The following is a 16,069-nucleotide window of genomic DNA, read 5'->3' on the forward strand; positions in this document are numbered from 1 at the left end:
GACTCTCGTCCATTGACCAATATTCCTCACTGCTGCCTCCCGTAGGAGTTTGGACCGTGTCTCAGTTCCAATGTGGGGGACCTTCCTCTCAGAACCCCTATCCATCGATGTCTTGGTGGGCCGTAACCCCGCCAACAAACTAATGGAACGCATCCCCATCAACCACCGAAATTCTTTAATGAAAATAGGATGCCCTATTATCATACTATCGGGTATTAATCTTTCTTTCGAAAGGCTATCCCCGAGTGGTAGGCAGGTTGGATACGTGTTACTCACCCGTGCGCCGGTCGCCATCAGTCTATTGCTAGACTATGCTGCCCCTCAACTTGCATGTGTTAAGCCTGTAGCTAGCGTTCATCCTGAGCCAGGATCAAACTCTTCATTGTAAAAGTATTGTTATTACTAGTATGAATACTAGTGATGTTGCTCTGTTCAGGACGCTCGGTCTATTAAAAGTTTTCAAATCACCTATATATATAAGTTACTTGACGGTTCTTTTTTTATACCCAGAATGTACGTTCGGTTATTAATTATTCATCACTAACCACTGTAGCATTCTGCTCTTGTACTACTTGTATTGTTTATGTAAATTATTCAAAGATCGCTTCTTTTTAAAACTGCTTTTCTTTTCAGAAAGCGGATGCAAAGGTAAGAACTTTTAAGTATATCTTCCAAATAATTTCAGAAGTTTTTTTTCTTTTTTCTTTTTCTCGTCGTCTCTCTTTGCGAAAGGGAGATAAAAGAGGAAAGAGAAAGGAGTTCTTAGCAACACCGGTTTCTTAATCAGCAAGTCAATTATCGATTGCCTTCGTTCGGAAAGCGGGTGCAAAGGTAAGAACTTTTAAGCATTACTTCCAAATGTTCCGGAAGTTTTTTTTCTTTTTTCTTTTAGAATGCTGTAATCTTGGTTGGAATTAAGGCAAAAGAAAAGAAAAACGTTGGAGTTCCTACACCGTTTCTGTCAGAATGTCAATTTCAAGGCTTACCGTCTCTTGGAAAGCGGATGCAAAAGTAGGGCATATTACGATTCAATCCAAATATATCTATCACTTTTTCACCATATTTCTGAAACAATTTTGTAAATGGCTGATTGATAAGGATGTTGTAGAACATAAATTTGAAAGGAAGTATGAAAGGGGGTGGAAAGGAATACATTATATATATACATGCGCGCGATGGGCGCACAAGTAAGTGTGAGAATGGGCTATGGGCTAATTCGTATCTGAGCGGTTTTGAATGAATTCATATCTGTACGGATATGAATAGAATGTATGGATATGTACATAAGGTTCCACGACAGATTCTTCGTCAGGATGCTGTTTGAACACCTTTCATTGCCTAATAAGATTGTCTTCATTGCCTACTATTTATTCGTATAACTATAGTTATACGAAAGGATCACTATAGTCTTTCTTACGTTACACAATTGTTATCCGTAAGAAAAACTATAGTATAACGAATAAAAAATGCCTAACGGAATAGATCTTGATAGGCAAACAGCGAAAAAAGAAAAGCCTGTAGGAAACATCTTATTCACATGACTATATGATCACTCCCCGGGCAGCCGGGGGAAACGTTCAGTTCTGCGGGCATGAAGAAATCACCCTCGAAAGTGAAAAAGCCGAAGTTCCGGACAATCTTCATCATGTATGCAAAGGTGAATCCGCGGCAGGCGAAAGCTTTGAGGTACCGTAGGACTTGCCACCCTCCTGCTCTATCATAACTTGCAGGCGGGGATCGTGGACGGACATGATTCCGTGCTGGTTGTCATCCGATATCGGCAGCGAAGTACGGCATTTATTTCCGCATACGAAATTAGTCCTTCCGCATCCTTTGAGCAAGATAAGCACTTTTATACTCTCCACAAATCTGCAAGAAGTCGCACAAACGAGAATATTTTTGTTACATTTGCAGCCGATTAACAAGAATAATACCGAAAAACGGCATTGAACCGATCCAGAAACACCATGAGGAAAAGACAACTCAATAGAACGACCCTGCGCTTCAGGAAATGGAGCCGGAAAGCCTATGCTGCATTTGCCAGCCTGGGACGTTGCGTCACTATCGGTTGCCTGCCCAAAAGTGTGGCGGACTCTTCGCTCTCCAAACAAAAGTCCGGAACATCAGCCGGTTGCAAAAGCGGCAGGCAAAGTCTGGAAGATACAGACAACGATAAAGGACAGGAAACTGACATAGGCATACCGTTGGGAAGCGAGAACGGATTAACAAAGCTCGAAATCTTTGGTTTCAGAGGATTGACGCCTGTTTTGTGCCCGGTTACAATCGGTCCTAAAGGGAAAAAGTATGTAAATCCCCCCTATCTCAGAACAAGACAGGGGGTGAACATAAACACCATTATAAATAAGAGTGGAACACATGTGACGCGAATCATGCAAATGCTGTTTTCAGATTTGCACGATTCGCGTCATATGTATTTTGTATGCTCATAAAAACAACGTAAGAATATGACAGTAGAAGAATTGAAAAACAAAGTACTGCAAGATGTCCCCATCACACAGGCAGAAGCGGAATGGTTGGCCACACAGCCGGATAAGGAAGCCCTCTATGAAGCGGCACACGAGATCACCGCCGCACGGGCATCGCAGGAGTTCGATATGTGCTCCATCATCAATGCAAAGTCCGGCCGCTGCCCCGAAAACTGCAAATGGTGCGCACAATCATTACACTATAAGACGAAAGCGGATGTTTACGATCTGGTGGATAAGGACGAGTGCCTGCGCCATGCACTGCACAACGAATCACAAGGCGTAGCACGCTTCTCATTGGTGACCAGCGGGCGGAAACCTTCGGGGAAAAACATGGAGAAGCTGTGTGAAGCAGCCCGATATATGAGACGGAAAAGCTCCATCCAACTCTGCGCTTCGCTGGGACTGCTAAATGAAGACGAACTGTGTGCCTTGCATACAGCAGGCGTGACGCGCTACCACTGCAACCTGGAAACCGCCCCAAGCCACTTCCCCACCCTGTGCAGCACGCACACGCAGGAAGAAAAACGACAAACCCTAGCAGCTGCCCGTCGCGTAGGAATGGATATTTGTTGCGGCGGCATCATCGGCATGGGCGAAACAGCCGGACAGCGGATTGAATTCGCTTTTACACTGAGAGATCTGGAAGTGCCCTCGATCCCGCTGAACCTGTTGCAGCCCATTCCGGGAACGCCGTTGGAAAGCCAAACCCGGCTGACCGAGGAAGAAGTGCTGACCACCATCGCCCTGTTCCGCTTCATTAACCCCACAGCCTACCTGCGCTTTGCGGGCGGACGCTCTCAACTGACAAAGGAAGCCGTGAAAAAATCCCTGTACATAGGTGTGAACTCCGCCATCGTGGGAGATTTGCTCACGACCCTCGGATCGAAAGTATCAGAAGACAAAGCACTGATAGAAGATGCAGGCTACCGCTTCAGCGACTCACAATTCGACAAGGAACATTTATGGCATCCTTACACATCTACCACCAACCCCTTACCGGTGTATAAGGTGAAACGGGGAGACGGAGCAACCATCACACTGGAAAACGGACAGGTGCTCATAGAAGGTATGTCGTCCTGGTGGTGCATGGTGCACGGATACAACAATCCGGTGCTGAACCAGGCTCTCCGGGAACAGACGGAAAAGATGTCACACGTCATGTTCGGCGGACTGACGCATGATCCGGCGATAGAACTGGGCAAACTGCTGTTGCCACTGGTGCCGCCATCCATACAAAAGATATTTTATGCCGACTCCGGTTCGGTAGCTGTGGAAGTAGCCATGAAAATGGCTGTACAGTATTGGTATGCCAAGAGTCAGTCGGCTCCCGGACGGGCGCATCTGGCAAAGAAAAGTAATTTCGTAACCATCCGTCGCGGGTATCACGGAGATACCTGGAACGCAATGTCCGTATGCGATCCGGTGACCGGAATGCACTCCCTGTTCGGCTCAGCATTGCCGGTGCGGTATTTCACTTCCCGTCCGCAATCGCGCTTTGATGGCGACTGGGATGCCGACGACGCACTGGAACTGCTGGACATTGTGGAAAAGCATCACGAGGAATTGGCTGCACTGATTCTGGAACCCATCGTTCAGGGTGCCGGCGGCATGTGGTTCTATCATCCGCAATTCTTGCGTGAAGCCGCCAGAATATGCAAGGAATATGACATTCTGCTGATCTTTGACGAGATAGCCACCGGATTCGGGCGCACAGGCAAGATGTTTGCCTGGGAATATGCAGGCGTGGAACCGGACATCATGTGCATAGGCAAAGCGCTGACGGGCGGATACATGACGCTGTCCGCCGTGCTGACTACAAACGAAGTGGCGGATTCAATTTCCAATCATGCACCGGGAGCTTTCATGCACGGCCCCACATTTATGGGAAATCCGCTGGCATGTGCAGTGGCATGCGCCTCCATACGCCTGCTGACGTCACCCGAATACGATTGGCAGGGAAAAGTGAGCCGCATTGAAGAACAGTTGTGGCGTGAACTGGAACCTGCGCTGGCACTTCCACAGGTGGCAGATGTGAGGGTGTTGGGCGCCATCGGTGTGATTGAAGTACAAGAGCCGGTAGACATGGCGTGGATGCAAAAACGATTCGTGGAGGAAGGAATTTGGGTGCGCCCCTTCGGCAAGCTGGTTTACATTATGCCACCGTTCATCATAGAGCCGGAGCAGTTGACAAAGCTGACAAACGGATTATTGAAGATTATAGGAGAAATGGGATGAATGTAACAGATCAAATGCAGCAAGAACTGCAAGGACTGAAAGAGCGCAGCAACCTGCGAACCCTGCCCGCGCTAATCCATGAAGGACGGGAGGTTATCGCAGGCGGACAGCGTATGCTGAATCTTTCTTCGAATGATTACTTGGGGCTGGCTGCCGACCGCACCTTGCGGGAAGAGTTTCTGCAAGAACTGACAGCCGACAGTTTTCTGCCCACCTCTTCCTCATCGCGCCTGCTGACCGGTAACTTTACCGTCTACATGGAACTGGAACAGACGCTTGCACAACTGTTCGGAACGGAAGCGGCACTGGTGTTCAACAGCGGTTATCATGCCAATACGGGTATCCTGCCCGCCGTGAGCGATACGCAAACACTGATATTGGCGGATAAGCTGGTACACGCAAGCCTGATTGACGGCATCCGGCTTTCGTCAGCCAAATGTATCCGCTACCGACACAATGACCTGAAACAATTAGAACGGTTGCTCGCCGAAAATCATGCGGCATACAGACAGGTAATTGTCGTCACCGAAAGTATTTTCAGCATGGACGGAGATACTGCCGATCTGAAAGAACTGGTACGGCTGAAACAGATGTACGAAAATGTATTGCTCTACGTGGACGAAGCGCACGCTTTCGGAGCACGGGGCGAACAAGGACTGGGCTGCGCCGAAGCAACCGGGTGCATCCAGGAGATTGATTTTCTGGTAGGCACTTTTGGCAAAGCAGCCGCATCAGCCGGAGCATACATCGTTTGCCGACGCACCATTCGGGAGTATCTGGTGAACAGAATGCGAACACTTATTTTTACAACAGCTCTTCCTCCGGTAAATATCGCATGGACTTTGTTTATCGTCCGCCGATTGGGTGGTTTCAGGGAGCGAAGAATACATTTGGAAAATATCAGCAATATTCTTCGCGAAGCTCTGAAAGAGAAGGGATATGAGTGTCCGAGTGCCAGTTATATAGTTCCTATGATTGTAGGGAAAAGCTCAGAGACTATTCTGAAGGCCGAGGAGTTGCAACGGCATGGCTTTTATGCCTTGCCTGTACGGCCACCTACGGTTCCGGAGGGAACATCGCGTATCCGCTTTTCGCTGACGGCGGAAATAAGGGAGGAAGAAGTCAGGAAGTTAGTAAAATATATTAAATAATAATAATACAGGTACGCGGACGACGCGGATGAAACGGACGAACGCGGAGTTTTAATTTTTCATCCGCAGATGACGCAGATTACACGGATTTATTTTTCCGCATTCGTTCGCTTTATCCGTGTTGTCCGCGTACTTTAGAAAAAAGATACAGAATTATGAAGCAAGTTTATATCATAAAAGACAGACATCCCCGGTTATTACTATTCTTTGCCGGATGGGGAGCCGACGAAACACCGTTCAAAGATTATCAACCTGCGGACAGTGACTACATGCTCTGCTATGATTACCGGACGCTGGAGTTTGACGCTTCCTTGCTGAAAAGATACCGTGAGATCAACGTCATCGGATGGTCAATGGGAGTATGGGCGGCGACTCAGGTAATGGGTAAATTGCAGGAAACGGATACAGCTCTCGTCATCAAAAACAGTATAGCCATCAATGGAACCCCCTATCCTATTGATGATACATGCGGTATTCCGACTGCAATCTATCACGGAACCCTGGAAGGTTTGACCGGCCCTTCCCTGCATAAGTTTCTGAGAAGAATGTGCTTCAACGGGGAGGCTTTCAAAGAGTTCCTGAACATTACGCCCAGGCGACCGCTAGAGGAACTGAAAGAGGAACTGGTGGAAATAGAACGTATGTATCTCTCACTGCCCGCCGCTTCGTTCTATTGGCAACAGGCGGTAGTGGGAAACAACGACCGCATCATTCCTCCCGATAATCAACTGAATGCCTGGCGAAAAGAAGAAGAGAATAACCGGAAAAGCATACGGGTGCATTACACGGAAGATGCCCATTATCAAGTAGAACTGTTCCGATACTATTTGCAGGAAATATGGACAAAAGACTGATTGCGGAACGATTTGCCCGTGCACGGGATACTTACTCGCGCGAAGCACGCGTACAGCAACAGGTAGCCGAGAAAATGCTGCAACTGCTGACGGAGCGCGCTTCTCCGATCTTTCGCCGTATCGTGGAGTTCGGATGTGGTACCGGCAGCTATTCCAGGTTATTGCTGCACAGGTTGCAACCGGAAAGCCTGCTGCTGAATGATCTATGTCCGGAGATGAAAGAGTGCCTCGACGATTTGCTTCCGCAAGATGCCGTGCAGTTCATTCCCGGAGATGCCGAAACGCTGGACTTCCCCGAAAAGACGGATTTAATCACTTCCTGCTCTACCTTGCAATGGTTCAATGATCCGAAGGAGTTCTTCACCCGCTGTCATCGTTTCCTGTCGGAAGACGGTTATCTGGCTTTCAGTACCTTCGGTGCTGAAAATATGCGCGAAATCCGCACACTCACAGGACATGGACTTGATTATCTGCCCATAGAAGCGCTGAAAGAACTCCTTGCCCCTCATTTTGAGACTGTGTATGCTGAAGAGGAAATAGTCTCCCTCCCCTTCAGCACCCCACTCCAGGTGTTGCAACATCTGAAGGAAACCGGAGTGACAGGAACGGAAAAGAAAGTATGGACACGGGGACGGTTACAGACTTTCTGCAACAGTTATACCGGACAGTTCAGCCGGGAAGACGGAAACGTCACTCTGACGTATCATCCTATTTATATTGTTACACGAAGAAAAAGTATTAAGCATTAAAGGAAATGGAAAAGAATGTGTATTTTATCAGCGGTATCGATACAGATGCCGGAAAATCTTATTGTACAGCTTATTATGCCTGTCAACTGATTGGCAGCGGTAAACGCGTTATCACGCAGAAATTCATCCAGACAGGTAACGTCGGGCATTCCGAGGATATAGACCTGCACCGCCGCCTCATGGGCATCGACATGACGGAGGAAGACCGTGAGGGGTTGACCATGCCTGAGATATTCTCTTATCCCTGCTCCCCTCATCTGGCTGCACGCATCGACAACCGCCCGATTGACTTCGGAAAGATAGAACGTGCCACGCAAGAACTTGCCCGACGCTACGATGTGGTGCTCGTGGAAGGTGCAGGCGGATTAATGGTTCCGCTTACCGAGGATTACCTGACGATTGATTACATTGCAGAAAAACAATATCCGTTGATATTCGTGACTTCCGGCAAACTGGGAAGCATCAACCATACATTGCTCAGCTTCGAGGCAATCCGAAGCAGAGGAATACAACTGGATACGGTGCTGTATAATCTCTATCCTACCGTAGAAGATACTACAATACAAGAAGATACGATGCAGTATATCCACCGGTATCTGAATAAGTATTTCCCAGAAAGCAAGTTTGTGGTGGTACCTGTCGTATAATCATATTTTTTGTGTACATTTGCAACACAAAAAACGTCATACGACCACATGGAAGCATTAACATTCAATACTACAGAACAAGCATTACTTGCCGCTGTCGGTATCCTTTTCCTGATTCAACTCCTTTATTACTTTTGTCTTTATAATCGTATACATGCCCGTAGCCGTGCCGTAAAGCGAAGTGATATACATTTTTCACAAGAGTTGCCTCCTTTATCGGTCATCATCTATGCCCGCGAGGAAGTGGAAAACCTGCGCCGTAATCTGCCTGCTGTGCTGGAACAGGATTACCCGCAATTCGAAGTGATCGTCATCAATGATGGCAACACGGATGAAAGCGAAGATTATCTGACGCTGCAAGGAGAAAAGTATCCGAAACTGTACCATAGTTTCGTTCCAAGCTCTTCACGTTACATCAGTCGCAAGAAACTGGCCATTACTCTTGGGATAAAAGCAAGCAAATATGACTGGCTTGTGTTTACCGATGCAAACTGTCTGCCCGAAAGCAACCAATGGCTGCGCACTATGGCACGTAATTTTACCTCGCGTACACAAATCGTATTGGGATACAGTGGGTATGAACGTGGAAAAGGCTGGCTGCACAAACGGGTGTCTTTTGATAATCTGTTCACTTCCATGCGCTATCTGGGCTATGCACTGGCAGGAAAGCCTTATATGGGCATCGGACGCAACATGGCATACCGGAAAGAGTTATTCTATGCCCAGAAAGGCTTTTCTGCACACCTGAATCTGCAACGTGGGGATGATGACTTATTTATCAATAAAACGGCTACCTCAGAGAATACACGAGTAGAAACAGATGCAAATGCAGTTGTACGTGTGCAACCCGTTTTCCGCGCCAAAGACTGGCGGGAAGAGAAAATCAGCTATATGGCTACAGCGCACTTCTACCGGGGTATCCAACGCTATTTATCGGGCTTTGAAACAACTACGCGTTTACTGTTTCATGCAGCATGGATAGCAGCCCTGGTGATTGGAATACTGAATTTTCACTGGCTGACAGCCGGCATTGCATTTCTGATATTCGCCTTGCGATACACTATGCAAGCTTTAATTATCAATAAGACAGCAAAAGATCTCGGAGAAAAACGGCGTTACTTCTTTACCCTTCCGGTATTCGATATTTTACAGCCGATGCAATCACTTCGCTGGAAGCTTTATTGCCAGTTCAGAAAGAGAAGTGATTTCCTAAGAAGATGACTATTTTCCAATGCCGCAGGTTAGCATTTCAAATGCCACACCTCATCGTCCCAAATGCCACATCTCAATAGAACAAATGCCACACTTTATCACCCACGAAGTGTGGCATTTCACTTGTTGAGGTGTGGCATTTGGGACAATGAAATGTGGCATTTCTATTCATATCTCATAGAATTGGCAGGATGGATGCGTGTAATCAGGAAAGAAGGTCCTAAAAGCATCAGAACGGATGCCAGTAAAGTGCCAATATTCAGTAATAAGAACAACAGGATACTGAAAGATACAGGAACAGTATCCATATAATACGTTTCAGGATCAAGCTTGAAGATTCCAAACCACTTTTGCAGGAAATAGAACGCCAATCCGATAGCATTGCCCCATAGCATACCTTTTCCGATAAGAAAGACTGAGAGCCAAAGGAATACCTTTCGTATGGTGGTGTTGTTAGCGCCAAGAGACTTCAGTATGCCGATCATGGAAGTACGTTCGATGATGATAATCAATAAACCGGATACCATGGTAAAACCTGCTACGCCAGCCATCAATATCAATATCACCCAGATATTCACATCCAGAATGCTGAGCCAGGCAAATATCTGGGGATTCAGTTCCTCCACGTTGCGCACGCAATAGTCTTCTCCGTACTTATCCTCTATTCCATTCAGGTCGGCAGCAATCTGATAGGTAGTTTCCTCAAGACGGTCATAATCGCGTACCTGTAGTTCTGCACCGCTCACTTGCCCCGACTCCCAGTTATTAAGACGATTTACAAGATATAAATCTGTAAGGAGAAAGAGGTTATCGTATTCCGAGAAATTAGTCTGGTAGATTCCCACAACCTGCAACCGACGGGCACGGATATCATCCTGGATATAATAGGTATCTATCTTATCTCCAAGTTTCAACCTCAGCTTTGTAGCCAATGCCTTAGAAATGACTACCCGATTGGAAGAAGCCGTATCACTGAACTGCGGTAACTCTCCTTCCACCAGATGTTCACGGAAAAAAGCAGGATCAAACTCTGGTCCTATCCCCTTCAGAACCATGCCTTGAAAATCCTCGGCAGTCTTTACCATGCCCGGTTTGGTGGAATAGCGCTGCACATGCTTCACCTCAGGATATTCGGATAGAATGGAGATGATACTGTCATTCACCACCACAGGACGCGTCTCGTAGGAACGTGCAGCATTCGAATTCGTTATCTGAATGTCCGCACCGAAACCTATTACTTTACCACGCACTTCGTTCTTGAACCCAACAATCACCGACACCGTGATAATCATCACCGCCAGACCGATAGCAACACCTATCAGGGCAATGAGCACGGCAGGACGGGAAACTTGCTTTCCGGCATCGCTGTCACGATAAATACGTCGGGCCAAAAACAACGGCAGGCTCATAGCGCTAATTAATTAAATAACAGAGTGATAGGGTGATATAATCACTTTATTCCGTTCTTCCCGGATATGCCTCCAATGCCTTTGATAAGACAAAAAGCGCACGGGTCAGGTCTTCCTTCTTCAGCACATAGGCTATACGCACTTCATTCCGACCGGAACCGGGAGTGGTATAGAAGCCGGAAGCAGGTGCCATGAATACGGTTTGTCCTTCATACTCGAAGTCGGAAAGACACCAAGCACAGAACTTATCGGAGTCATCCACCGGAAGTTTTGCCACTGTATAGAATGCTCCCATAGGAATAGGCGAATACACACCGGGGATACGGTTCAGTCCGTCTATCAGGCACTTACGACGTTCTACATATTCATCATACGTATCGCGCAGGTAATCCTCATCGGCATCCAGAGAAGCTTCGGCAGCAATCTGACCAATCAACGGAGGACTGAGACGTGCCTGGCAGAACTTCATTACAGCACTACGGATTTCCGCATTCTTCGTAATCAAAGCACCGATACGGATGCCACATTCCGAGTAACGCTTGGATACAGAGTCAATCAGTACCACATTGTCTTCAATACCTTCCAAATGGCAGGCAGAGATATAAGGAGACCCCGTATAAATAAACTCACGATACACTTCATCGGAGAAGAGGAACAAATCGTACTTCTTCACAAGGTCACGTATCTGGTTCATTTCGCGACGGGTATAAAGGTAACCTGTCGGATTATTAGGATTACAGATCAGGATAGCTCTGGTGCGCTCGTTAATCAGCTCTTCAAACTTTTCTACTTTAGGAAGCGAAAAGCCTTCTTCTATGGTAGTGGCAATGGTGCGTATCTTGGCACCGGCAGAGATGGCAAACGCCATATAATTGGCATAAGCCGGTTCGGGAACAATAATCTCGTCACCCGGATTAAGGCACGCTAAGAAAGAAAACAGTACAGCTTCCGAACCGCCGGACGTAATGATGATATCATCTGCCGTCAACTTGATGTTGAACTTATCATAATAGCCCACCAGTTTTTCACGGTAACTACGATATCCGGCACTGGGGCTGTATTCCAGAACTTTCCGGTCGATATTGCGTATAGCATCAATCGCGACTTGCGGCGTGGGCAGGTCTGGTTGTCCGATGTTCAGGTGGAATACGTGCACTCCCCTTTGCTTGGCTGCATCAGCCAGAGGAGCCAGTTTTCTGATAGGAGACGCGGGCATCTCCGTTCCGCGAATAGATATTGCTGGCATGTCTAAGTTTTTACAATTTGACAAATAAATGTTAACGATTGATGATACACTTCCATATATATGCAATCGAAGGTGCAAAAGTAACACTTTATTTGAAATGACGGGGAAGCATTGGCAAAAAAGTTTAAAAACACTAGCTATGACTTAAAAGATAGTGATGAATTCAAAAGAAATTGTACCTTTGAGTATCAAATCGTAAATCATATACAATGCCATGGTATTAAACCTGATAACATTTGCATCGTTGCTTCATAAACAAGCATCCATTCTCGGCTCACACGAACTTATATTAAACGAACTGGAGAAATATTTCACTGTAAATATTGTAGAATATCAAAACATAAACAAACTCACTAAAGACGATTTCAGCCTGCTTTTCATTGCTACCGGCGGTGTAGAACGGTTGGTTATCCAGCACTTCGAGTCTCTGCCCCGCCCTGCAATCTTACTGGCAGACGGTATGCAAAACTCACTGGCCGCCGCTCTCGAAATCTCGTCCTGGCTACGTGGCCGGGGTATGAAAAGTGAAATCCTCCATGGAGAACTACCCGAAATCATCAAACGTATCTTCGTACTCCACAGTAACTTCAAAGCCCAACGGGCACTCTCCGGATCGCGTATCGGCGTAATAGGCTCCCCCTCTTCCTGGCTTGTTGCCAGCAATGTAGATTACCTTCTCTCCAAACGGCGCTGGGGAATTGAATACACCGACATATCCTTGGAACGCGTTTACGAGTATTACAATCAGATCACAGATGATGAAGTGGGCGAAGCCTGCGCTGCTTTTGCCGGTAAAGCGCTTGCCTGCCGCGAAGCTACACCGGAGGATCTGATAAAAGCCATGCGTCTGTATCGCGCCATTAAACGGATTGTGGAAGAAGAAAAACTGAGCGCACTCACTCTGAGTTGCTTCAAGCTCATAGAACAAACCGGAACCACCGGATGCCTCGCTCTCTCCCTATTGAACGATGACGGTATCATTGCCGGATGCGAAGGTGACCTGCAATCTGTCTTTACCCAACTTGCCGTAAAAGTGCTGACCGGCAAGGCTTCGTTCATGGCAAACCCTTCCATGATCAATGCACGTACCAACGAAATCGTACTTGCTCACTGCACCGTAGGTATTGCACAAACCGAACAATACATTATCCGCAGCCATTTTGAAACTGAAATGGGCATCGGCATTCAAGGAATCCTGCCTACAGGCCAGGTGACACTGGTAAAATGTGGCGGAGAATGCCTGGACGAGTATTACCTGAGTACAGGCACCTTGACCGAGAACACCAACTACATCAATATGTGCCGCACACAGGTACGCATAAAAATGGACACACCGGCAGAGTATTTCCTCAAAAATCCATTGGGAAACCACCATACCCTGATACAGGGGAATTACGAAATACTGCTGGATGAATTCCTGCAAGCGAACGGATGCAAAAGAGTTGAATAATACTATTCATTAAAATCGGGTACACGTACTGTAAAACGTGTACCTTTTCCTAATTCAGAAGATACGTTTATTTCCCCTCTGAAACGCTCTACAATAGTCTGGCAGATACTCAGTCCTAGACCGGCACCTTGCGTAAAGCTATCCACTTTATAGAAACGCTCGAATATGCGTCGCTGGTTTTCTTCTGAAATGCCGCTTCCGGTATCTTCCACGAAGAAAACGGTATAGCCCGGATCTTCTGTCTGGAAACCGAAAGTGATAGAGCCTTGAGTAGTGAACTTCTTGGCATTGTTGATGAAGTTGTTAATCACCTGTTTCAGACGGACAGAATCCGTTACTATCGATTTACTCTCACCTTCGGGCAGCTTCATAACCAGTTCTACTCCCTGAGGCATACTCAAACGCTGAGAGTCATAAATCTGCTGCATTACAAACGTAAGGTTATATCCGGCAAAACGGAAGTCCATTGAACCGGACTCGATACGAGACAGATCGAGAATGTCATTAATCAATGCCAACAATAAAGTACAGTTCGTATTGATCGTATCTACAAACTGTTTTACTTCTTCAGGGCTGAATGCATCAATATCTTTCAGTAAGTCGGAGAAACCGACAATAGAATTCAACGGAGTGCGGATTTCATGGCTCATATTGGCAAGGAAAGCCGATTTCAGAGTATCAGCCTGCAAAGCTTTGTCACGGGCCGCTATCAACTCTTCTTCGGTAGTCTTATAGCGCTGTATACTTTGGCAAACACCCAGTACCATATAAGGTGCCTCAGAATCCAGACCATTGTAAGAGGCACTACGGAATTCCCACCATTCATATTTACCTTCACCACTACGCATACGGAAACTCATACGAGTGTCCAGTTTCTCACCTTTGAAAATGGCTGTGAAATGCCGGTGAGCCTCTTCCAAATCATCCGCATGAATAAAAAGCTCCAATTCTTTCTGCAAGATAGTCTGCTTGCCGGGAAGTCCGAAGTAATCAAGCAATGCACCCGAGAAGTGGAAACTATGCGTGCGTATGTCATATTGCCAGGGATATACGGAACTTGCATCCACAGCCAGATTAAAGAAGCGTTTATGTATTTCCTCCTCCGAGATATTGCGGCAACAAATAGCCATACCTGTCATCTTGTTCTTGGAGTAAATCGGCACAATTTCACCGGAAACAGGAAAATAGGTTCCCTTATGGACTTCCTGCATGAAAGCCTCTTCCGGAATGGGGATTACACGGCACTCTGTCCTCACTTGTTTCAATAATGATTGCAGGATGTCCTCTCCGTTTGAGTAAATGTGGAAGATGGAACCCGCCATCTGCCCTTCGTAAGAGCGTGCCGTATGAGTATCAGGATCCAGTTCAAGCATCAACATCAAAGCACGGTTGACAAAATGTATACGGAAATCCGTATCGTAAGTTATCAGTCCGTCGCGGATAGAACAGAAGATGTTATCAAATTCGTCACGCTGCTCCACCAAGCGGTTCTGTATCAGCAAACGTGTCTGGGCGTGCATACGGCGACGTGATTCATGACGGTTCAAGCGATAGAGCCAGATTACAAGGAAGACCAATGCACCTACCACGACAGAGTAAAACAGCACAAACCAGACACGGTAGCGCTCCATCAGCGGCGCATTCATGATAATGCCGCTATCACTCACTTTATCCGAGTTCACTCCGAAGAATTCCAACTGTTTGAAGTCATAAAGCAGCTTACCGGGAAGGTCCACGACCCCTATCACGGAAGGGATAGCTCCTTGCAACACCTGTGCAGCACACTTTCCAGCCGCATTAGCTCCTTCGTAAGGTTCCATATCGTTCACACAGAATACTCCGTTTGTCAATGCCAGACTTTGTCCGGCAAAAACCGGAGCTTTAGAGTTTTTTCCGATGAAAGAAAGGAAAGGTGTCCATTTGGGGACAATGACAATGCGGTTATAGGCATTATAATCATAACATATAGAGGAAATGACAGGATTAGAAGCCTGTGCCTGTACATTCATTACTTTCATTTTATATTCCGGATGAAGCTGCTGGAAATCGAGCCATGTACGCTCCAGTTCAGCAACACCTTTCAGCCCTAAAAGACTGCTGTCCGAAACACAAATAACCTCTGTACGATTGGGAAATACACGTCGTGCATTTTCGAGCAGATGCGCGAAATCAATCTTGGATGCATATCCACAGACATTGGGTAACTTCGACATCAGCTTTTCATTGGGATATTTGATACCTGATACCACAACCGGTAGTTTATAGGGCAGGGAATCTCCACAATGCATCAACGTATAGAAAGCCTCGTCACTGCTTGTAACAATAATATCGGTATTTCGTTGACGTGCCCGTTCGCAAATGCGCCGCATAATGACACATTCTGATGAAAAAGCCCAGTAATCGGCATCCAGATATTCTGTCGCAACTTTCGCTTTTATACCTCCACGTGACAAACCATCACGCACTCCTTCCGTCAAACGGTCATTCCAAGGAGTACGGTGATTATATGACTGGATAAAAAGCACGTTGTATGTACGTTCTGCAGCATAAAAGTGTCCGGCAAAAACAATGCAAGGAAACAGACCTATCAGCATCACGAGGAATAAGCGTCTCTTCATATCTCGTTT

General features: G+C 46.6%; 11 protein-coding genes and 1 rRNA gene. 8 read left to right on the top strand and 4 right to left on the bottom strand.

Going from position 1 to position 16,069, the window contains the following annotated elements; genetic code table 11:
* Positions 1–386 (bottom strand): 16S ribosomal RNA (locus BN161_RS21380); the annotation flags it as partial.
* Between the two features lie 1,581 nt (positions 387–1,967).
* Between BN161_RS21380 and BN161_RS21390 the strand changes: the two genes are divergently transcribed.
* The 7 genes from BN161_RS21390 (at position 1,968) to BN161_RS21420 (ending at position 9,346) form a co-directional block, all read left to right on the top strand.
* Positions 1,968–2,450 (top strand): hypothetical protein, encoded by a 483-nt coding sequence (locus BN161_RS21390; RefSeq protein ID WP_044270119.1) that lies wholly within the window; start codon positions 1,968–1,970, stop codon positions 2,448–2,450.
* A 15-nt stretch (positions 2,451–2,465) separates the two neighbouring features.
* Positions 2,466–4,724 carry an adenosylmethionine--8-amino-7-oxononanoate transaminase gene (gene bioA, locus BN161_RS21395; protein WP_044270120.1) on the top strand — a complete coding sequence of 753 codons (2,259 nt, stop codon included), beginning with the start codon at positions 2,466–2,468 and terminating at the stop codon, positions 4,722–4,724.
* Positions 4,721–5,875 carry an 8-amino-7-oxononanoate synthase gene (locus tag BN161_RS21400; protein WP_044270121.1) on the top strand — a complete coding sequence of 385 codons (1,155 nt, stop codon included), beginning with the start codon at positions 4,721–4,723 and terminating at the stop codon, positions 5,873–5,875. Before bioA ends, BN161_RS21400 begins: the two co-directional genes overlap by 4 nt.
* 155 nt (positions 5,876–6,030) lie before the next feature.
* Positions 6,031–6,729: a pimeloyl-ACP methyl esterase BioG family protein gene (locus BN161_RS21405; protein ID WP_044270122.1), complete on the top strand. Its 699-nt coding sequence runs from the start codon at positions 6,031–6,033 to the stop codon at positions 6,727–6,729.
* Positions 6,714–7,478, top strand: a complete 765-nt coding sequence (gene bioC / locus BN161_RS21410) for a malonyl-ACP O-methyltransferase BioC (protein WP_044270123.1) — start codon at positions 6,714–6,716, stop codon at positions 7,476–7,478. Before BN161_RS21405 ends, bioC begins: the two co-directional genes overlap by 16 nt.
* Before the next feature lie 5 nt (positions 7,479–7,483).
* The gene (gene bioD / locus BN161_RS21415) at positions 7,484–8,125 is read left to right on the top strand and encodes a dethiobiotin synthase (protein WP_044270124.1); all 642 of its coding nucleotides are present in this window, start codon (positions 7,484–7,486) and stop codon (positions 8,123–8,125) included.
* 48 nt (positions 8,126–8,173) lie between these two features.
* Complete coding sequence (locus BN161_RS21420) at positions 8,174–9,346, top strand: glycosyltransferase (RefSeq protein WP_044270125.1); 1,173 nt, start codon at positions 8,174–8,176, stop codon at positions 9,344–9,346.
* Between the two features lie 155 nt (positions 9,347–9,501).
* Here BN161_RS21420 and BN161_RS21425 read toward each other — a convergent pair whose 3' ends face one another.
* Positions 9,502–10,746: an ABC transporter permease gene (locus BN161_RS21425; RefSeq protein ID WP_044270126.1), complete on the bottom strand. Its 1,245-nt coding sequence runs from the start codon at positions 10,744–10,746 to the stop codon at positions 9,502–9,504.
* Between the two features lie 46 nt (positions 10,747–10,792).
* Positions 10,793–11,992 (bottom strand): pyridoxal phosphate-dependent aminotransferase, encoded by a 1,200-nt coding sequence (locus tag BN161_RS21430; RefSeq protein ID WP_044270127.1) that lies wholly within the window; start codon positions 11,990–11,992, stop codon positions 10,793–10,795.
* A gap of 214 nt (positions 11,993–12,206) precedes the next feature.
* Here BN161_RS21430 and BN161_RS21435 point away from each other — a divergent pair, with 214 nt between their 5' ends.
* Positions 12,207–13,442: a fucose isomerase gene (locus BN161_RS21435; RefSeq protein ID WP_044270128.1), complete on the top strand. Its 1,236-nt coding sequence runs from the start codon at positions 12,207–12,209 to the stop codon at positions 13,440–13,442.
* A 2-nt stretch (positions 13,443–13,444) separates the two neighbouring features.
* Here BN161_RS21435 and BN161_RS21440 read toward each other — a convergent pair whose 3' ends face one another.
* Complete coding sequence (locus BN161_RS21440; RefSeq protein WP_044270129.1) at positions 13,445–16,060, bottom strand: sensor histidine kinase; 2,616 nt, start codon at positions 16,058–16,060, stop codon at positions 13,445–13,447.
* Positions 16,061–16,069: the final 9 nt, after the last annotated feature.

It is taken from the genome of Bacteroides timonensis (assembly GCF_000513195.1).
GTDB lineage: Bacteria > Bacteroidota > Bacteroidia > Bacteroidales > Bacteroidaceae > Bacteroides > Bacteroides timonensis.

What these genes read in the sequence shown, in the direction of transcription:
- BN161_RS21390 (WP_044270119.1), top strand. Translation starts at nt 1,968, where the DNA reads ATGAGGAAAAGACAACTCAATAGAACGACCCTGCGCTTCAGGAAATGG.
- bioA (WP_044270120.1), top strand. Translation starts at nt 2,466, where the DNA reads ATGACAGTAGAAGAATTGAAAAACAAAGTACTGCAAGATGTCCCCATC.
- BN161_RS21400 (WP_044270121.1), top strand. Translation starts at nt 4,721, where the DNA reads ATGAATGTAACAGATCAAATGCAGCAAGAACTGCAAGGACTGAAAGAG.
- BN161_RS21405 (WP_044270122.1), top strand. Translation starts at nt 6,031, where the DNA reads ATGAAGCAAGTTTATATCATAAAAGACAGACATCCCCGGTTATTACTA.
- bioC (WP_044270123.1), top strand. Translation starts at nt 6,714, where the DNA reads ATGGACAAAAGACTGATTGCGGAACGATTTGCCCGTGCACGGGATACT.
- bioD (WP_044270124.1), top strand. Translation starts at nt 7,484, where the DNA reads ATGGAAAAGAATGTGTATTTTATCAGCGGTATCGATACAGATGCCGGA.
- BN161_RS21420 (WP_044270125.1), top strand. Translation starts at nt 8,174, where the DNA reads ATGGAAGCATTAACATTCAATACTACAGAACAAGCATTACTTGCCGCT.
- BN161_RS21425 (WP_044270126.1), bottom strand. Translation starts at nt 10,746, where the DNA reads ATGAGCCTGCCGTTGTTTTTGGCCCGACGTATTTATCGTGACAGCGAT.
- BN161_RS21430 (WP_044270127.1), bottom strand. Translation starts at nt 11,992, where the DNA reads ATGCCAGCAATATCTATTCGCGGAACGGAGATGCCCGCGTCTCCTATC.
- BN161_RS21435 (WP_044270128.1), top strand. Translation starts at nt 12,207, where the DNA reads ATGGTATTAAACCTGATAACATTTGCATCGTTGCTTCATAAACAAGCA.
- BN161_RS21440 (WP_044270129.1), bottom strand. Translation starts at nt 16,060, where the DNA reads ATGAAGAGACGCTTATTCCTCGTGATGCTGATAGGTCTGTTTCCTTGC.